Genomic DNA, 19050 nt, shown 5'->3' with positions numbered 1-19050 from the left:
ATTGCTACATCTCGTAGGTTAAAATGGATAGTGATAAACCAAACCATTTCAGAGCTACATAGCAAAGGAGAGCTGATCCGGCACAAAACGGACCTAAAAGACCTTATTTGCCCATTACCCGGATATTTCCCGTTGTAACGGACTCCATGGACTTTATTCAGCCTCACGGAGCCCATATAGCTGCTATTTATGCGAAATAAGGGCCCCTCGGTCCGTTAAATTGAAAAATCCTTCAAATTGGCTTGAATAACGTCCCCTGTGTCCGTTACCATCAAGTTCCTTTCGAGGCAGCCTCATCACGCACAAAAACAGCCCCCATGCAACGGGAGTCCGTTTTCGTTCTCTGTACATTTCTACTTTAGTTCTCTCCTCTATTCTAACTCCCTATCACTATCCTACTTGTTCACCACTTACAGCTCCGTTTATTATCCTTTGCCCCTAGCTTCTGCTCTTCCACCCGTTAGCTCAAAATCCCCGGCTGCGGGGTCACGCCAAACGCGGCGGCCAGGTCGCGCAGCTGAGCGTCGGTGATCTTTTGCAGCACCGGGCGGTCGCCAAGCAGCATGTAGATCTGCGCAGCCTTCTCCACTGTCTCGATCAAGCCAAACGCTTCGTCGATCGTCGTACCAGTGCCAAAAATCCCGTGCTGCGGCCAAATCACGACTCGGTGCTCGCGCATCTTCTCGGCCGTCGCCCGCCCGATGTCCGGGCTGCCGGGCACCATCCACGGCACGATCCCGATACCGTCGGGGAACACCACGAGACATTCCGTGCACATTTCCCACAGCGTTTTCGTCAGCTTTTTCTCGTCCAGCTCATGGACAAACGTCATCGCCAGCGCATGAGTGGCGTGGCAGTGCATGATGACCCGGTGCGCCGGGTCCACCTTCAAACGCTCGATATGGCTCATAAAATGCGCCGGCAACTCGCTAGTGGGTACCGCCCCATCCCGAAGGCCCCACAGCACCTCGACTTGGTCGCCGTCCTCAGCCACTCGCAGCACGCCCAAGTTCGCCTCCGGATCAGAGATCACATTTTTGAAATACTTGCCCGAGCCCGTCACGATAAAATATCTTCCCGCCAGCTCCTTCACCGGAAACGTCAGCGGCAGCTTTCGACGCTCCGAAGCAGAGGCGGTTCCTATATATTTTTCTACCTCCGCCTCATGGAGCAGATAGCTGATGTTGCCTCCGTTGCGCTCATCCCAGCCCAGCCGCCACATATGGTACGTGATTTCCGCCATCTCCCGGATAAACGGGACTTCCAATCCCGGGATCCGCCAACCTTTCTCCACTTCCGATAACATCGTACTCACAGTAGGTTCCTCTCCTTACTCAAGTATATAATGCTTAAAAAATGCGGGTGCTTTCGTTACCGCGCCGCCAGCACCTTCGTCTCGTAGTCTTTCACGTCTGCCAGCCACGCCTCCCGCACCGGCACACCTTGCGAAGCGCAGAAGTAATCCCAAATCGCTCCGTACGGATACGATTTAAACTCTTCGACCAACGCCAGCCGGGACGTGTAGTCGCCGTCCAGTTCCAGCCGCTTCAATGTGTCAATCGGCTCCAGCATCGCTCGCAGCAGCGCTTTTTGGGTGTTGCGCGTTCCGATGACCCAAGCCGCGATATGATTGATGCTGCCATCGAAGAAATCGAGACCGATATGTGTGCGATCCAGCAGCTCCCCGCGCACCAACTCGCGGGCGATTTCCAGCAGCTCGTCGTCCATCGTCACAACGTGATCGCTGTCCCAGCGCACCGGACGGCTGACGTGCAACAGCAGTGCGCGGCCAAACAACAGCCAGGAGGACAGCTTGTTGGAGATCGTCTCCGTCGGATGGAAATGGCCGGCGTCGAAGCAGACCGCCTTGCCCCGGGACAACGCATAGCCCATGTAAAATTCATGCGAGCCGACGACATAACTTTCCGAGCCGATGCCAAACAGCTTGCTCTCCACCGCGTCAATGTTGTATTTTTCGTCGATCTGCTCGGCAAAAACTTCATCAAGCGCCTCCATCAAACGGGCCCGCGGCGTAAGCCGATCCACCGGCGAATCCTTGAAGCCGTCCGGGATCCAGACGTTGGTGACGCAAGGCTGCCCAAGCGCCCGCCCAAACGATTCAGCGATTTTGCGCGACGCCTTGCAGTGGTCGATCCAAAACTTGCGAATTTCCGGGTCCGGATGGCTGAGCGTAAACCCGTCCTTGGCTTTTTCGTGCGAGAAACAGGTCGGGTTAAAATCCAGCCCCAGCCCCCGCTCCTTCGCCCAATCGACCCAACCGGCAAAATGCCTCGGCTCCAGCGCGTCCAGCTCAACCGGTTCATCCGTATCCGCGTAAATCGCGTGAAGGTTGACCTTATGTTGACCCGGAATCAAGCGAAGCGCTTGGTCCAAGTCTTGACGCAGTTCGTCCGGCGTCCGCGCACGGCCTGGATAACTGCCGGTAACCGCCAGGCCGCCGCCCAGCTCCTGATCCTTATGAAGGAATCCCTTAACGTCATCCCCCTGCCAGCAATGCAGCGAAATTTTGATTTGAGCCAGTCGGGCCAGCGCGGCGTCGACGTCAATTCCATGGCGCTCATACAGCTTTTTCGCCTCGTTGTAGCTGGTTTGAATCGCGTTGTCCATGTTTGCTCCTCCTTTGGCATAACTAATCTATCTATCCGCCCAATACTCTAATCGTCGATCCAATCGTCACCGCGCCAGCAAATCCGCGAACCGTTTTTGTGCCTCTGCAATCTCACCGGCATGAGTCCCCCGAGGAACATACGTCCGAATCGGAAAAGACCGCCGAATCAGCTCACGCCCCTCGCCGATATCGCGAATCGCGCCGCTGCTGATCATCTGCACCAACAGATTCCCCAGCGCCGTGGACTCCGTTGGCCCGGCTTCTACCGGAATGCCCGCCACGTCCGCGGTCCATTGGCACAGCAGCTCATTGTTGGCGCCGCCGCCGACGATGTGAAGCGTCTCCGGCTTTTGTCCGGTCAGCCGTTCAAGTTCCCGCAGGTAAACATCGTACGATAAGGCCAAGCTGTCAAAAATACACCTGGCCACCTCACCCGGCATATCCGGAACGGGCTGACTCGTCTCCTTGCAATACTGCCGGATTTCTTCGGTCATCTGCGCAGGATTTAGGAAACGGTCATCGTTGCAGTTGATCAAGGAACGGAACGGCGTCACGGCCTCGGCCAGTTCCACCAATTCCGCATAGCTGTGCTGTTTTCCGTAATCCTTGCGGACCTCTTGGATCAGCCACATTCCCATGATGTTTTTCAAAAAACGGTACGTGCCGTACGCGCCCCATTCATTCGTATAATTGCGCTCCATCGCTTCCGGCGTTGCCAGCGGCGTCTGCCGCTCTACCCCGATCAGCGACCAAGTCCCGCTGCTGAGATATGCCCACGAATCGCCGCTGGCCGGAACGCCCAGCACGGCGGAAGCCGTATCATGCGTCGCCGCCACGATCAGCTCGCATTCGGGCAGCCCATACTCCCGGACCAGCTCCGATTTGATTGACCCCAGCCGTGTCCCGGGCTCCGTCAGAGCCGGAAACTTCGACCGGGACAGCCCCAGCAGCGCGAGCAATTCCGGGTCGTAGTCGCGGGTTTGCAGATTCAACAAAGCGGTAGTTGAGGCGTTTGTCATCTCGCTGATCCGCTTCCCGGACAACAAATAATAGAGATAATCCGGCACAAGCAAGATGTGCTTGGCCTTCGCCAGCTCCTCACAATCGTGCGCATATAACTGATACAGCGTATTAAAGGCCAAATGCTGAATCCCGGTTTTCTCATAGATCCGTGAAAACGGGATAACCGCGTGTAGCTGGGGGACCGCCTCGATCGTCCGGGCATCACGATAAGCGTACACCTCGCCGATCCGCTCTCCTTCCCCGTCCAGCAGCGCATAATCCACCGCCCACGTATCGATGCCCAGCGTGCAACGGCCGATTCCGAGTTTTTTCGCCTGTTGCAGACCGCGGAGAATTTCCCGGTACAAATGGTCGATATCCCAATAACAATGCCCGTCACGCTCAGAAAACCCGTTATCAAACCGGTGGATTTCCTGCAGCAACAATTGTCCGTCCTGCAGGGTTCCCCTTACCAGCCTCCCGCTGGAGGCGCCGATATCCACGGCAACGTAATCTCTCATCGCTAAGCGCACCTCGCTCTGGAATGCTGCCTGTTCCTAATTTCATCCTATGTCTGTTTTCTTTTGAAGTCAACGCAAACAAAGAAATATTATGTTGTTTTTCTTTTGTTTTTGTCTATTCCGTGAAGAAACTCCATTCGCCGCACCTGCCCGCTTCCTCAAGACCGGTTGCCAAGCGCCCCTTTTTCTCGCTATGATGGGAAGGAATCAAGGCTCTCGCGTCTTGACAATAAGAACGGATCCCGAGGTGAACGCCATGCTGGCGGCAGAACGCAAGCAAAAAATCATCGACCTGCTGTATCAGGACAAGCGTGTTCTGGTGTCCGAACTCAGCCGGATGTTCGAAGTAACGGAGGAGACCATCCGCCGTGACTTGGAAAAGCTCGAGAAAGAAGGAATCGCGACCCGTTCCTACGGCGGTGCGATGCTCAACCGGCATACGAACGAAGATTTGCCGTATACGACGCGGAACACGCTGAACGTGGAGATCAAGCGGGCTATCGCGCTGAAGGCCATCGATCTGGTGAACGACGGTGACACGCTGATGGTGGATCCCAGCTCGACTTGCTTTGAATTTTTGAAGACGTTGCATTCGAAGAACAACATCACCGTCATCACCAATTCTGTCAGCGTCCTCCACGAATTCGCCAGCGCGAACCTGAACATCATCTCCACCGGCGGTTCGCTGCGCGCCCGTTCCCTGTCGCTGGTCGGTCCCGCCGCCCAGGAAACGGTGCAGAAATACAACGTTGACACCGCAGTGATCAGTTGCAAAGGCATGACGCCGGACAAAGGCATCTCCGATTCCAATGAGCCGGAATGCGAGTTGAAGAAGCATATGCTTCGCCATGCCGACAAAGTGATTTTGCTGGCGGACCATACGAAGTTTGACAAAAATGCCTTCATCAAGCTGGCCGATTGGGAGCAGATCGATTATTTAATCACCGACCAGCGCCCTTCGGATGCTTGGCTGGAGCTGCTGCAAAGCAAGAACATCGAAGTCCTGTATTAGCGCACGATGTCCTCACTCGGCTTAACCAACCAGCAGGGCGAACACGATGCCCGGGCCGTGCACCCCAATCGTGAGATCGTTTTCAATATCCGCTGAACGGCTGGGGCCGGAGATGAAGTGGATGCCGGCCGGCAGGGCTTCTCGCCCGGCCGCATCAAACGTCTCCAGCACCTCGCCCAGGCGGGTTTTTAGCCGCTCTACGGGGACGATGGCGAACAGCGCTGTCGGCAGCAAGCTGACCGAGCGCCCTTTCTCCGCCGCGGACTGAACGACCAGCGAACCGGTGTAAGCGACGGCATAGTCCGCCGCCACGATGCCGAAGTCCGCCTCTGCGGCCCGAGCGATCCACGCCTCGGAACGATGCCCGTTCCACACGGACACCCGGGCCCCTTCGGCGGCAAGCGCCTCATCCAGCCCGAGCTCCGTGAGTAACGGATCGTCCTGGCGCAGGACATAACGGGCGCTAAGCTCTTGCGCTTTGGCCGTGATAAACGCCTTGGCCGCCTTAAGATCGGGAAGCCGTGCAACATGCCCCCCGGCTGCCGTAAAATTCTCCTCAAAGCGCGCAGCTCGCTCCTCCAGACTCCATTCCAGCTCGCGCCAATACGTTGGCGCTCCCTGAAACGGATGCACCGGTGCCTCCTGCTGCCGCGGCCGTTTCAGCTTCCCGGCAATCCGATTCATAAACTGCTCCTGCTTCTGCCGCGCTTCCGCTTCCTTTGTTTTCAGCCATTCGTTATATTCGTTATCCATCATTGGTTTGACCTTCTTTCCCCCGCTTTTGCAGTGCCGCTTTCATCCGTTCCTGTGCTGCCTGGGCGGTCACGGTGTGGGCAACGGAAGCCCGCAGCTCATGCTGAAGCGTATCCCAGCGCTCGCGGAACGGCTGGTTCGCCAGGCTTGGCGCAACACGATATCGGTTCCACCCCTTAAGCGGACCGATGCGCGCCGGGATTTCCCCGTTGCGTACGACAAGCCGTTGGGCAACTCTCCCCGCCTTAAGTGCCCGATGATACCGTTTGGCGCTGGACGTCACCGCAGCGAAGCCCTTCATCCCCGCCGTCTCCAGCTTGTTGCCATAACCTTGCTCAACCTTGCGCCGCCGCAAGTAAACGAGCATGTCGTGCAACGGGATTTTGACCGGGCACGCTTCATAACAAGCGCCGCACAAGCTGGAGGCCGAAGCGATATCGTCCCATTCCGCTACGTTTTTGTTGAGCGCCGGCGTCAGCACCGCTCCGATCGGGCCGCTGTACGTTCCGCCGTAGGCATGGCCGCCGATATGGCGATAGACCGGACAAGCATTCAGGCAAGCGCCGCAGCGGATGCAGTTGAGCAGCTCTTGAAACTCCGGATCGCCCAGCTGCTCGGACCGGCCGTTGTCGAGGATGATGATATGCATCTCCTCCGGACCGTCTCCATCCGCCGCACGGCGTGGGCCGGTGATGCCGGACATGTAGACCGTCAGCTTCTGACCGGTGGCCGATCGCGGCAGCAGTGTGGCCATCACCTCAAGGTCGCTCCAGGAGGGGATGATGCGCTCCATGCCCATAAACGTAATTTGCGTTTTGGGCACGGTCGATACCATGCGGGCGTTGCCTTCATTCTCGAACAGCACAATCGAGCCCGTCTCGGCGATGGCGAAGTTACAACCGGTCATGCCAATGTCCGCAGAGAGAAACTTCTCCCGCAGCTTCCGGCGCACAAACCCGGCAAGCACACTTGTCTCCGGCGGCAGCTCTTCCCCGGCCTCGCGGGACAGAAGTTCGGCGATCTGGTGACGGTTCTTGTGAATCGCCGGGATGATGATATGCGAAGGTGCTTCCCCTGCAAGCTGAATGATATACTCCCCCAGATCGGTCTCCACCGCCTCGATGCCTGCTTCCTCCAGCGCTCGATTGATGTGCAGCTCTTCGCTGACCATCGATTTCGACTTCACGACAGAGCGGGCTGCTTTATGAGCAGCAATCTCCAAAGCGATCTTCACCGCTTCCGCTCCCGTTTCGGCAAAATGGACATGCGCCCCATTCGCCCGGGCTTGTTCGGCAAACCGATTCAAGTAATAATCGAGATGCGCGATCGTATGCAGGCGAATTTGCCGTCCTCGTTCCCGCCATTCCTCCCAGTTGCCATGGTCTTCGGAGGCTTTGCGCTTCCCGTCCCGCAACCGTTCGGTTGTAAAGCGCACTGCTTTGCGCAAAAACTCATTGTTGAGCGCCAGCTCTGCCCGTTCCTTCACAGTCTTCATGCTCCGCTCACTCCTTCGTACAGCAGTTCAGCCAGATGCATGACTCGTACCGGCTGGCGGCGAAAGCGCAGTTGACCGGCGATATTCATCAGGCAGGCCATATCCAGACCGGTCAGCACCTCAGCGGACGTTTCCAGCACGTGATCTGCTTTTTCCGTCACCATCGCTCCAGAAATATCCGCCATCTTCACTGCAAACGTTCCGCCGAACCCGCAGCAATCCTCCGCAAACGGAAGCGGGACAAGCTCCAGACCCTTGACGTTTTGGAGCAGCGCCATCGGCTCCTCCTGAATGCCAAGCAACCGGCTACCGTGACAGGACGGATGATACGTGACCTTATGCGGAAACACCGCCCCAAGATCGGTTATGCCCAGCATCTGGACGAGGAACTGGGTAAATTCATACGACTTTGCTTTCAGCTCCTCGGCCATTGCCAGCCGCACCGGGTCATGCTCGAACAGCTTCGGGTAGTGATGGATCATCCCGATACACGAGCCGGAAGGTCCGACCACGAAATCGCTGTCCGCAAAAGCCTCCAGCAGCGTAGCCGCCGACCGCCGTGCTTCCTCCCAATACCCGCTGTTAAACGCCGGCTGGCCGCAGCAAGTCTGACCTTGCGGAAATTCCAGGCGGACCCCCACCCGGGCCAACAAACGGGCCATCGCTTCCGTGATTCGCGGGTACACCGCATCGCCGATACAGGTAGCGAACATGGATACTTTGATGTCCGTCTTCGTCTTCGCCGCTACCGTTATCGTGTCCGCTTGATTCCTCCGCTCCATCCTCGCACCTCCCATGATTTGATCCCCAACTCAGAATCGAATCCTCACTCGCAAAGATTCTGCCTTACCGTACAAAAGCCGCCGGAACACCGCCGTCAATCGTCAGCATGCAGCCGGTTGTTTTCGCCGCCTTGGACGAAGCGAAGAAGGCAACCCCTTCCGCAATATCTCGCGGATAGATATTAACCAGCAGCGTCGTACGCTTGCGGTAATACTCCTCCAATTGATCCGGCTCAATACCATAAGCGGCCGCTCGTTCGTTCCGCCAGTTGGAGTTCCAAATCGCCGAGCCCTGCAAAATCGCATCCGGCAAAATCGTATTCACCCGAATGCCAAGTTCTCCCCCTTCCGCCGCAATACAGCGGGCTAAATGAGCCTCCAACGCCTTGGCGGAGCTGTAGGCCGTAACGTTTTTGCCGGCATATACGGAGTTTTTGGAGCCAATGAACACCATGCTTCCACCGAGCCCCTGCTCCTTCATCAGCTTGAACGCTTCCCGCGCAACGAGAAAATATCCCGTTCCCAGCACCGACATATTCTGATTCCATTCCTGCAGCGACGTTTCGGTGAACGGGCTGGACGTGGCTAAACCAGCGTTGTTGACGATAATATCAACTCCACCGTAGGTCAAAGCGGTTTTGGCATACGCCTGTGCAACCTGCTCCTCCTGCGTTACGTCCATTTTCACGGCCAACGCTCGATTTTCTCCGTATTTGGCGTTGATCTCGGCTGCAACTTTTTGCGCCCCTTCCAGATTGAGGTCCGCCAGCACGACATGAGCCCCTTCTTCCGCCAATCGGCGTGCCGTTTCGCTTCCGATGCCGCCAGCGCCTCCAGTGATAAACGCAACCTTGCGCGAAAATTCAGCTTCGGCAGGAGCCAGCGACAATTTGTACAACTCCAGCGGCCAATATTCAACGTTGTAGGATTCGTTTTCGCTGAGCGATACGAAACGGCCAATGGCCGTCGCGCCTTTCATCACCGCGATCGCCCGATGGTATAACGCTCCGCTGAGCTTGGAATTCACCCAACTTTTTCCAGTATTTAACATCCCGATGCCAGGAATCAAAATTACCCGCGGTGCCGCATCAAACATCACGTCATTCGCCTGCTTGTTGCGTTCGAAATAAGCCTGGTACTGCGCTTTGTACTCCGCGGTGCCTGCCTTCAGCTTCTCCTTCAAACCGGCGACATCGGCGGCATCCGGCTTCCAGTCGATGAACAAAGGCACCACCTTGGTATGCACCAAGTGATCGGGACAAGCGGCGCCAACCTGTGATAGCTCGCCTGCATCCCGACTGCAAACGAATTCGAGCACATCCGCCTCATCATCAAACGTCACGATGACCGGCTTCTCCCCACTGGCCAGCCCCCGAACCAGCGGCATGATCTCGGCAGCAATCGCCCGGCGTTGTTCAGCTTCCAACGGCTTGGCAGATTGCCCGCCAAATACGCGGCCTTCCTCGGCTTGAGCAGCGCTTTTTGCTTCAATATACGCTTCCGCTTCATTGATAATGGCTATCGTTTTGGCGTAGCATTCCTCCTGCGTCTCGCCCCAGGTCACTAATCCGTGCTTCTCCATCAGCACCAGCTCCGCATGGGGGTTGGCCAACACACCTTCGGCGATCATTTTTGACAACGTGAACCCTGGACGGATGTAGGGAACCCAGACGAAACGGTTGCCATAGATTTCCCGGGCAATGTCTTGGCCGTTGTCGGAGCAGCACAAGCTGATAATCGCATCCGGATGCGTATGGTCCACATGCTTAAACGGCAAAAATGCATGCAGCAGCGTTTCAATCGATGCCCGAGGGTGCTTGGCGTCGATCATGCAATTCGCCAGATAAGCCACCATCTCTTCATCTGTCATTTCCTCCCGCTCAAACAGCGGACGGATATCGTCCATGCGCAATCCGGTGAAATTGCCCGCTTTCATCGTCGCCAGATCCGAGCCGCTGCCCTTCACCCACATGACCTCGACGTCCCTGCCGCGGAAGTCCTTTTCGATTGTTTTGCTTGACGTGTTGCCGCCGCCCCAGTTGCATACCCGGCGATCTGCACCAAGCAGATTCGAACGGTAGACGAGCTGCTCCAAACCCGAGGATAAAACCGCTGCTTTAGATGAGTCCCATAAGTTCTGTACCATAATCCCTTCGATTACCTCCATTTTGTTTTGTTTGGTTTTTTCTTTATTTTTGTTTGTTTTAATTTTAAACGATTTGGGTTGTTTTGGGTATAGCGCTTTCACAAAAAATTAACTTTGTTCTCTGCCTCTGTTGTCCCCCATAGCCCCCTCTTTTGCACCATTATCCCTCTCGCTCAGGAGCTCTGGATTTCAGGGTCTCGGGAGGCTCAGTTTCCGAGAAGGAATCGTTGTTGGCCGCGAGGAACGGAGAATCGGCAGTAGATGACGGGGAACGTGGTATGGGCAACGGACAACGAGCAGCGGGTAACAGGCAACGAGCAATGGGCAACCAGCAGGGGGAAACGGGGAATGGGGAACGGAGCCCCGAGTTCTTCACCTGTCTAAACGGGATAATCGTTAAAAAGACCGGCAGCGAGTACCTCCTCCCCCACCCTCTCCCATCAAAAAAAAGAACTGATCCCCATAAGCAACTGAAGTGCTATAGGATCAGTTCTTCTTTCAACTTATTTTGCTTTTGCCGCCCACTTGGCTCCGCCCCGCAGCAGCTTTGCCACTTCTGGATGCTGGAACGAAGGCAGATGATGCCCCGGCATCAGGAACACCACTTTGCCAAGTCCATAAGAATGCGCCCAAGCCGCCGGCCATTCCTGGCCCTCATGGCGGTATGTGAGCAGCACCTTTTTGGCACAAAACGGATCAAATTCGAAGCGGTAAGGCTCCTCTGCCAGCGTAAACGGCTCGATTCCCTCCACAACCGGATGGCTTGCATTCCCAAAGTCAGCTGCCACCCCAAACTCCAGCTCTGTGTAAGGCGGATGCTCCGTAAATTTAGCGCCGATCAGTTGAGCCAGCTCCGGGCGCACCTGCAGCGAAATTCCGTTGTGCACGACAAGCAGACCGCCGCCGTTCGCTACGTAAGTGAGCAGTCCCGCCGCCTGCTCTGCGCTAACCGCCTCCTCCCAGCGGTCGGTGTACGAGATACAGAGGTCGTAGTTCTCCAGCGAGTCTCCAGCCAACTGGTCGTAGTCCAGGCTGACCGTCAGCTCGAAATCCTCCTTCAGGATCTGCTGTAACCGTTCCTGCACGGCATTTAGCGGATGATACGGCGCATCCGCGTTATTCCCGATCACCAAGGCTTGCTTCCGCACATGACTCATCTTCCGTCTCCCCCTCTCTTTTTACCAAGCATAAGCTTGAGGTGCTGCACCGCCTGGGCCTGGGAAAATTTCATCCAATCGCTTCATCACCGCTTCATCCAGCTTGATCTCGACCACACGGAGCGTATCTTGGAACTGCTCCAACGTACGCGGTCCGATAATCGGTGCAGTCATCGCCGGATGCGCCAGTGTCCAAGCTAATGCCACGTTCGCCTCGCTTTCACCCAGCTCCCGGCAAAGTGCCGAAAACGCCTCAAGCTGCGTACGGAATTTCTCGTAGCGGTTGTCATTCGCTGTGCGCGAACCCGCCAGCTTCTTCGCCGCGTTGCCGCCCAGCAATCCGCCATCAAGCGGGCTCCAGGCTACGACGCCAATCCCGAGATGCTCCGCCGCCGGCAGCACCTCCAGCTCCGGTAAACGGCAAAGCAAATTATATTTGTGCTGCTCCGAGACGAGGCCAAGCATATGGCGGTTCTTCGCCTCATATTGCGCCTTCACCAAGTCCCAACCGGCAAAGTTGCTGGACCCGACATAACCGATTTTTCCTTGGACAATCGCAATTTGGAACGCTTCCCACAGTTCATCCCAGGATACGTTACGGTCAATGTGATGCATTTGGTACAGCTCGATATGGTCGGTTTGCAGCCGGCGCAGCGAGCCTTCCAGATGTCGGCGGATTTTGTAGGAAGACAACCCTGCCGGACTATTTGGACCATCCAAAGGATCGCTCATATCGCCATGGACTTTTGTCGCCAGCACGACTTTTTCCCGGCGTCCTCCCCCTTGGGCGAACCAGCGGCCAATGATTTCTTCAGTCTTTCCGGCGTTCTTGCCCCATCCGTAAATGTTGGCCGTATCGAAGAAGTTCACTCCCGCGTCCAGCGCCGCATCCATGATTCGGAACGCTTCCTTCTCGTCGGTGTTCACTCCGAAGTTCATCGTGCCCAGGCACAGCTTGCTCACTTTTAATCCGGAACGACCCAAATACGTATATTCCATTGCTGATTCCTCCATTTTTATAGAATAAGTTCACGAACGAAAAAAAGGCTCTAAACCTACCACGGCAAAACGTGTCCATCCACATCGAGGAATACGGGCTTCTCAAGAGGTTTGTCCTCCCGTTCCATCGCCTCGCGGATGATGCCCCACAGTTTGCCAGCGGATTGCTCCGGTGTGAGGGGAGCCGCGGCATCCTTCTCGCCGCGCATAAAGGTCTGCACCCAACCGGGATGCAGCACCAGCACTTGTCCTCCTTGCGCCTTTATGCCGTTGTGTACGACGTTCGAGTGCATATTCACCGCCGCCTTCGACATCGTATAAGCGAACCATCTGTCTCTGTAGCACTGGCCAACGCTGCCTGCTTCCGAGGAGATATTGGCGATCGTGCGACCGTTGCTGTTCAGGATCAGCCCGATTAATGCATTTGTCATACGCAGGCTTCCTAGCGCGTTCACGTTATACACCTGCAGCATTTCTTCAAAGTTCAGTTCGCCAAGCACCGTCGTTTCAATATCGCCCAAGATCGCCGCATTATTGATCAGCAGGTCGAGCGATTCCGTATGCTCCTTCACTTTGGCTGCTGCTGCCTGTACGCTGGCATCGCTGCCCACGTCCAGATCCACGAGGGTCAACTGTTCTCCGTACGCTGAAGCCAGCTCCGGCAACGCCTGTTCCTTGTGGTTAAATCTCCCGGCAAAGACTTGGTGCCCTTCCTCCAGCAGTTTGCGCACCAATTCCAGTCCGATGCTGTAATCAGCGCCGGTCACCAATGCCGTATACCTCATTGCCATCCACTCCTCTCCTTCGAAGCCCGCCCGTTCTTCCTGAGAAGGCCGCAATCTCTTTTATTGTAAACGCTTTTATCCAACGATAAAAGAGGGCATGCCTTTCGGCAGCCCCCTGCGAGTATGAGCTTTACAATGTGACAACGCCTTTTTTCAGAATTAGGTTAGCGTATAACGCCTTCTCCCCGGTAGAGACGATCGCATACGCCTGTTTGGCCCGTTCGTAAAAAGCGAACCGTTCGACCTCTTCAAACGGCTGAGCCGCTGGATGGTGACGGCTTACGATCCTGCGATACTCGTCCCAGATTGGCGTTTCCACCGGATCACCGGGCATCACCGCCATCAATGCGACCGGATGGTCCACGTAACTGTCGAGCGGGAACAACGGCAGGATCGCTTCCAGCAAATCGGGGATTCCGTGGCCGTCGCAACGGATCAATCGCTGGGCATGGCTCGCGGCTGGAAAATTGCCGTCAGCAAGCACAATCTCGTCCGAATGCCCCATCTCCATTAATATTTTTAGCAGTTCCGGCGAAAGCAGGCTGGATATGCCCTTTAACATAGGATCGACCTCCCCAGTCGTTCGAATCGCTCGTAAGCGGCAGCCCAGAGGGCTGTGCGCTTCTCGTTCTCCGGCTCTGTCTCTTGCTTCGGCTCATACACTTGAAACGGGAATGAAGCCTTCACCAATTCCAGGCCTTCTTGCAGGTCTTTAAGCCAGCCGCCGGTCCGCAGCTGGACCAGCAGGTTGCCGATCGCGCTGGCCTCCACCGGTCCCGCCCATACCGGACGGCCGATCGCCTCCGCAGTTAAGCGGCAGAGCAGTTCGTTTTGAATGCCGCCGCCCACCATATGCAGCCCGGCAAATCGAGAGCCGGTCAGCTCCTCGGCCTGCTCCAGCACCTGGCGGTAGCGGAGTGCCAGGCTCTCGAGGATGCAGCGGGCGAAGGCCCCCGGCGAATCCGGCACCGGCTGGCCGGTTTCCCGGCAATACGCCCGGATCTCTTCCGGCATGTCAGCCGGATTCATAAACCGCAGATCATCCGGATCGATCAAGCTGCGCAGCGGCTTGGCCCGTTCCGCCAATTCCACCAACTCGGCGAAGGTATAGGCTTCGCCGGCCTGCTCCCATTTGCGTTTACATTCCTGGAGGATCCATAGGCCCATGATGTTTTTGAGCAAATGGTAGGTGCCGTCTACGCCGCCCTCGTTGGAAAATTGCCGCTCCAGCACCGCCGGCGTCAGCAAGGGCTTCGCCATTTGCGTCCCCAGCAGCGACCAGGTGCCGCTGACAAGGTAGGCGAACGCCGGCGAATCTGCCGGTACCGCCGCCGCTGCGGACTCCGTGTCGTGCGAGGCGACGGCGATTGTTTTGATCGGCGGCACATCAAGCTCGGCGCACACCTCCGCCGTCAGTTCCCCGATCACGGTCCCTGGGGGAACCGGATCGGGGAAGATCGTGCTTGGAATGCCCAGCTGCTCCATCAACGCGGAGTTCCACGCGCCCCGCCCCGGGTCGAACAGCCCCGTCGTGGTCGCCATCGTAAATTCGCAGACCCGCCGACCGGTCAGGAAATAGCTCAGCAGATCCGGCGTCAACAGCAGCGTTTCGGCCAAGTCGAGCTTGGGGGATCCGGCTTTTTTCATGGCATATAGCTGATATAACGTGTTAAAAGGCATAAACTGCAGTCCGCTTTCGCGGAACAATCGCTCCGCACCAACCAGGGCGGATACCTCTTCGACCAACCCTTCGGTTTGACGATCCCGATAGTGGTACGGGATGCCTAACAGCTCGCCGTTTCGATCCAACAGGCCAAAATCGACGCCCCAGGTGTCAGGTGTCGATGGCACAGCTCTCCGGCCGATATCCGGCCTGGAACGCTTTGCGAATGCCGGTTTTGATCTCCCGCAGCAGCATCGGCGTATCCCAATGCAGGTGCCCGCCGATCTGAACCGGAACGTTCGGGAAACGGTGGATCTCGGTGATGTGCAACTTCCGAACGCCGGGCGCATCAGCAGTGGCACCAGTAGAGTTATCCGGGCTTTCGGAACGGATCTCGCCAATGAATGCCCGGCCGCTGCTCGCGCCCAAGTCAAACGCGAGGACGCAAGGAACGTGTTGTTGTTCCGATGACATGCGTTTTCACCGTCCGATCACTTCATTTTTTGAAGCAGCGCAATCCGGTAGTCTTCGCTTTCAAGTGCGGCGATATCTGCGACCTCCTGATCCGTTAACGGGACAAGCGTTCCCGCCGCTTTCGCGCTTAAGTAAATTTTCGCGCTCTCCTCCACAACCTGGGTCCGGTAGTAGGCCTCCCGCAAATTTCGGCCTGTCGTCACCAGCCCATGGTTCCCCAGCAAAATCGAGCTCGCCTCATTCACCTTCTCGGCGACTGCGTTCGCCAGCAATTCCGTGGTTGGGATCAAATAAGGGATAAATGCCGTTCGGCCAACCAATGCGGCCTGGTCCGGGAACATGATCGGCAACTCCCGCTCAATCAGCGTAAAAGCGATGCAATGGGCCGGGTGCGTATGCACCATCGCTCCCATGTCAGGCTTTTGGCGGTAGCCGTAAAGATGCATCAGCACCTCGGACGACGGGCGCAGGCCGATATCGGTCACCTCCCCGGTTGGGATATCCACTTCGATCCACTGCTCAGGCTCGATCTCCTCCAGCGCGAAGCCGCTGGGCGACAAGTACATCTTGTCGCCGGCCCGGGCGCTGATGTTGCCGCCCGGCCCTACAACCAACCCGCTCGCTACGATTTTGCGGGCATATTTGCACAGTTCTTGGCGCGTTTCCATGTTTTGCATTGCGTTGTTCTCCTTTTTTTATGATGCTTGTAATCGTATGTCCTATCGCTTTGAAACGATCGGTTCGAGCAAATTTACGGATTAAGCCGAGCACGGTGAGGTCGACTCCGTAATAGGTGGTCGAATTAAACTCCGCGAGAGTGTTGAATTCGGCGAATTCCTCAAGGAACCGATCGGCTTCATGGTCAGCATGACGAATCCACGCTTCATTGCCATAACGATACCCGTAATAATGGGTGATAAACAGATGCATCAGCGGAGCTTTTTACCGGCGTTGTGAAGGAGAATATTCGGCCGATACGATGTGGGCGGACGATTTGTATATGAGCGCCCCATTTCTCACCCGTTATTCGATGGTGACGGGTGAGGCTGACGCCATCAATGAAGCGGCGAAGCAGTTTTTACGGTTTAAGCGTTATTTGTATATGAGCGATCAGCAGGTCATGTCCCATGTTTATGATTTTAAATACGGCCAACCAACCCTAATCCCTTGGGGGCGGGGGAATGGCTGGGTACTGTTTTCGTTAAGCGAGCTGCTGGAGCGGCTGCCCGAAACGCATGAGGATCGGGAGGAGCTGCTGACGATGTTCCGTGAATTAAGCCAAGGCATTGCCGCACTTCAATCCGATTCCGGGTTATGGCACCAGGTCCTCAATCGGCCAGATGCGTATTTGGAGGCTTCCTGTACCGCGATGTTCGTTTATGCCTTTTCACGTGGCGTCCGCTTCGGTTGGCTTGATCGTGAGGGGCCTTACATCGAGGCGGCGCTTAAAGGCTGGAGAGGGCTCGCCGCGCAGGTGATTGACCGCCAGGGCAATGTACATGGCGTTTGCAGCGGTTCCCGGTATTCCTTCTCTCCGGATTATTATATGGAGGATCTGCGGACGGTTCGAAACGACAATCACGGCATCGGCATTATGATGCTGGCTGCTGTGGAAGTGTTGCGGTTGAAGGCCCTGAGGTCTAGCAAGGAAGGAAGATGAAAGATGGCGAGCAGCATGCTGGAGCAAATGACACCGGAGCAAGTGTTTTTGGTGAAGCAGGCGATGGAGGAGATGGATCGTCATTATGACGAGGCAAAACACATGCTGCGAAATGCGGAGGACGGGCGGAGCGAGTGGCATTCGACCCGCGGCAGTGCGCACTACGCTGTCGGTTTGTTGATCCGGAACGGTGAAGGAGATGTGGAACGTGCCTGCGCCGTTTTGGATGAGGTGTTGAACCTGCAATTCGATGCGCCGGACGAAATTTTCCACGGCACGTTTAAAACCTCCCCGCAGGCTGCGGACCCTCCCCGGGGCGGTTATCCGTGGAAGCGCTTCGGGCCGGGCTTCGCGTACTACGTTACAAGCATGTTGGAGAAGATCTCTGATCATCTGGCCGAGGAGCTTGGCGCAGAGCCGCCGGCGTTGCCGGTGCTGTTACCGCCTGACGCGTTTTCTTTGCCGCAGGCCGCCGCGAACAGCGTCAGCACCGCAACCAAACCGAGCAATACCCATTTCTTGCCTCTGTTTGTTTTGCCCATAATCAACCCTCTTCTCTTGTTATTTTTGATGACTTCCATAAACATAACAGGAGATGAACGCTTTTATTTCGACACCTGTTATATGACTTATTATAAAAGCCAACTCCGATCGACTATATCCCATAAATTTTCGATTATATCCGAAATATTCAGCCGATTTTTAAAGGATATCCTGTCAAACCCGTAAATTCATGTCATATTTTTTCACATAATTTATGGGAAGCGTTTGCAAGTCTTACTCTTTGAAAAACCGCTTTAGTGCGGTTATTCAAAGGCAACCTTTAGTCTTGCGGCTCATTCAGAATATAATCCACGAGTTCATCCAGCGGCACTGTCGCCAGCGCGATCGCGGTATCCGTTACCCCGTAGTAGATGTAGAGCAACCCGTCTTTGACGACATTCCCCGTCGGGAAAATGACGTTTGGAATCTGGTAGCCGAATTTTTCGTAGTACGTTTCCGGCTCCATGATGAAGTTTTTCGTGCGGGCGATGATCTTCTCCGGGTTCTCCAGATCCAGCAGCATAGCCCCCACGCGGTAAACCACCTCGTCGTCCACGCCGTGATAGAGCACGAGCCATCCGCGATCCGTCCGCACCGGCGGCGTCGATCCTCCGATTTTGCGCGATTCCCAAGCCATGTTCTCCGCTTTCGCCAGCAGCTTCGGCTCTTCCCAATGGATTAAATCCTCGGAGTAGGTGATCCACATCGCCGCTTTTTCCGTGCCGTACGCTTCGCCTACGTATTCCTCCGGCCGCCGCAGCAGCACGAACTTGCCGTTAATCTTCTCGGGGAACAGGATGTTGTCGCGGTCATTGATGTCCAGCGGCGTCGTGTCGGCGACGAATTCCCAGTCGATCAGGTTCTTGGAGGCAAGGATGGATGAACGCGTCAACCAATGGCCTTCCTGCTCGCCCCATCCGTCCGGGTATTTCGGAATCGAACGCTCTGGAACGCCTCGTCCCGTCGGATAGTAGCTCATTGCACATGGACGCAGCGCATAGTTCATATAAAACGTATCGTCGATTTTAACGATCCGCGGGTCCTGCACGCTGCCGTACGGGAACCCCAGCATGTCCGGCGTAACGATGGGCTCGTCCTTTACGTGGGTGAAATGGACACCGTCTTCGCTTTCCAACAACCCCAGGTAGTTTTTGCACGGTGTCAGCGATCCCGCCGTCCGTTCGATCATATAAAATTTGCCGTTATCGATGATCACCGCCGGGTTGAATACGGTTACTTTTCTCCATTCAAAACCGCCCGGTACCACGATTGGATTTTCCGGATGTCTCGTGATCTTCATCTGCGCTCCTCCTCCTAAACCCCTATAACAATCTAGATATAAAAATCTGTATTGTTATTATAGCCCCGGCGTTCTGGCGGAAATATCCCATAAACTTTCGAAAACATCTGAATAATTTCTGATCATTTT

The 19050-nt window shown here is 55.9% G+C and carries 19 protein-coding genes; 4 read left to right on the top strand and 15 right to left on the bottom strand.

Translation table 11 applies throughout. The annotated features are described in order from the left end of the window. Positions 1–460: 460 nt before the first annotated feature. The 3 genes from rhaD to rhaB all read right to left on the bottom strand — a co-directional run bounded on the left by rhaD (position 461) and on the right by rhaB (position 4152). Positions 461–1306, bottom strand: coding sequence for a rhamnulose-1-phosphate aldolase (rhaD, locus tag ACL02P_RS01980; protein ID WP_397376616.1), 846 nt, complete (start codon positions 1304–1306; stop codon positions 461–463). A 65-nt stretch (positions 1307–1371) separates the two neighbouring features. Continuing rightward, entirely contained in the window at positions 1372–2628 is a 1257-nt protein-coding gene (gene rhaA / locus ACL02P_RS01975; RefSeq protein WP_339299657.1) for an L-rhamnose isomerase, read from the bottom strand. A gap of 66 nt (positions 2629–2694) precedes the next feature. Next, on the bottom strand, positions 2695–4152 hold the full coding sequence (gene rhaB, locus ACL02P_RS01970; RefSeq protein ID WP_339299659.1) for a rhamnulokinase: 1458 nt from the start codon (positions 4150–4152) through the stop codon (positions 2695–2697). A 256-nt stretch (positions 4153–4408) separates the two neighbouring features. Between rhaB and ACL02P_RS01965 the strand changes: the two genes are divergently transcribed. Then, positions 4409–5164: a DeoR/GlpR family DNA-binding transcription regulator gene (locus ACL02P_RS01965; protein WP_260071004.1), complete on the top strand. Its 756-nt coding sequence runs from the start codon at positions 4409–4411 to the stop codon at positions 5162–5164. A 21-nt stretch (positions 5165–5185) separates the two neighbouring features. On the opposite strand, the gene ACL02P_RS01960 is transcribed toward ACL02P_RS01965, so the two are convergent. The 4 genes from ACL02P_RS01960 to ACL02P_RS01945 form a co-directional block, all read right to left on the bottom strand. Next, complete coding sequence (locus ACL02P_RS01960) at positions 5186–5917, bottom strand: lactate utilization protein C (protein WP_323079110.1); 732 nt, start codon at positions 5915–5917, stop codon at positions 5186–5188. After that, positions 5910–7412 carry a LutB/LldF family L-lactate oxidation iron-sulfur protein gene (locus tag ACL02P_RS01955; protein WP_412836733.1) on the bottom strand — a complete coding sequence of 501 codons (1503 nt, stop codon included), beginning with the start codon at positions 7410–7412 and terminating at the stop codon, positions 5910–5912. Before ACL02P_RS01955 ends, ACL02P_RS01960 begins: the two co-directional genes overlap by 8 nt. Beyond that, a complete protein-coding gene (locus ACL02P_RS01950; protein WP_412837306.1) occupies positions 7409–8137 on the bottom strand; it encodes a (Fe-S)-binding protein in 729 nt (242 codons plus the stop codon). The genes ACL02P_RS01955 and ACL02P_RS01950 overlap by 4 nt, the downstream gene beginning before the upstream one ends. A gap of 121 nt (positions 8138–8258) precedes the next feature. Next, complete coding sequence (locus tag ACL02P_RS01945; protein WP_412836732.1) at positions 8259–10340, bottom strand: bifunctional aldolase/short-chain dehydrogenase; 2082 nt, start codon at positions 10338–10340, stop codon at positions 8259–8261. Between the two features lie 261 nt (positions 10341–10601). On the opposite strand from ACL02P_RS01945, the gene ACL02P_RS01940 reads away from it, so the two are divergent. Further along, a complete protein-coding gene (locus ACL02P_RS01940) occupies positions 10602–10724 on the top strand; it encodes a hypothetical protein (protein ID WP_412836731.1) in 123 nt (40 codons plus the stop codon). Positions 10725–10843: 119 nt separating this feature from the next. Here the strand turns inward: ACL02P_RS01940 and ACL02P_RS01935 are convergent, their stop codons facing one another. The 7 genes from ACL02P_RS01935 to ACL02P_RS01905 all read right to left on the bottom strand — a co-directional run bounded on the left by ACL02P_RS01935 (position 10844) and on the right by ACL02P_RS01905 (position 16095). Then, complete coding sequence (locus ACL02P_RS01935; protein ID WP_412836730.1) at positions 10844–11497, bottom strand: ThuA domain-containing protein; 654 nt, start codon at positions 11495–11497, stop codon at positions 10844–10846. Between the two features lie 21 nt (positions 11498–11518). Continuing rightward, positions 11519–12496, bottom strand: a complete 978-nt coding sequence (locus ACL02P_RS01930) for an aldo/keto reductase (RefSeq protein ID WP_016311327.1) — start codon at positions 12494–12496, stop codon at positions 11519–11521. A gap of 56 nt (positions 12497–12552) precedes the next feature. Then, on the bottom strand, positions 12553–13287 hold the full coding sequence (locus ACL02P_RS01925; protein WP_412836729.1) for an SDR family NAD(P)-dependent oxidoreductase: 735 nt from the start codon (positions 13285–13287) through the stop codon (positions 12553–12555). 124 nt (positions 13288–13411) lie between these two features. Next, a complete protein-coding gene (fucU, locus tag ACL02P_RS01920; protein WP_412836728.1) occupies positions 13412–13843 on the bottom strand; it encodes an L-fucose mutarotase in 432 nt (143 codons plus the stop codon). Beyond that, positions 13837–15132, bottom strand: a complete 1296-nt coding sequence (locus tag ACL02P_RS01915) for a rhamnulokinase (protein WP_412836727.1) — start codon at positions 15130–15132, stop codon at positions 13837–13839. Before ACL02P_RS01915 ends, fucU begins: the two co-directional genes overlap by 7 nt. Next, positions 15116–15418: a hypothetical protein gene (locus ACL02P_RS01910; RefSeq protein WP_412836726.1), complete on the bottom strand. Its 303-nt coding sequence runs from the start codon at positions 15416–15418 to the stop codon at positions 15116–15118. The genes ACL02P_RS01915 and ACL02P_RS01910 overlap by 17 nt, the downstream gene beginning before the upstream one ends. Before the next feature lie 17 nt (positions 15419–15435). Next, positions 15436–16095, bottom strand: a complete 660-nt coding sequence (locus ACL02P_RS01905) for a class II aldolase/adducin family protein (RefSeq protein WP_323077231.1) — start codon at positions 16093–16095, stop codon at positions 15436–15438. Positions 16096–16331: 236 nt separating this feature from the next. Between ACL02P_RS01905 and ACL02P_RS01900 the strand changes: the two genes are divergently transcribed. Both ACL02P_RS01900 and ACL02P_RS01895 read left to right on the top strand, forming a co-directional pair. Continuing rightward, a complete protein-coding gene (locus ACL02P_RS01900) occupies positions 16332–17078 on the top strand; it encodes a glycoside hydrolase family 88/105 protein (RefSeq protein WP_412836725.1) in 747 nt (248 codons plus the stop codon). A 3-nt stretch (positions 17079–17081) separates the two neighbouring features. Next, positions 17082–17807 (top strand): hypothetical protein, encoded by a 726-nt coding sequence (locus ACL02P_RS01895; protein WP_412836724.1) that lies wholly within the window; start codon positions 17082–17084, stop codon positions 17805–17807. Between the two features lie 94 nt (positions 17808–17901). On the opposite strand, the gene ACL02P_RS01890 is transcribed toward ACL02P_RS01895, so the two are convergent. Continuing rightward, positions 17902–18921, bottom strand: coding sequence for a glycosidase (locus ACL02P_RS01890; protein ID WP_009224249.1), 1020 nt, complete (start codon positions 18919–18921; stop codon positions 17902–17904). Between the last annotated feature and the right edge of the window lie 129 nt (positions 18922–19050).

The sequence above is a fragment of the Paenibacillus sp. MB22_1 genome (genome assembly GCF_047200555.1).
Lineage (GTDB): Bacteria > Bacillota > Bacilli > Paenibacillales > Paenibacillaceae > Fontibacillus > Fontibacillus phoenicis.
The sequence above is the reverse complement of the archived record's forward strand: the minus strand, read 5'-3'. Positions and strand labels throughout refer to the sequence as shown.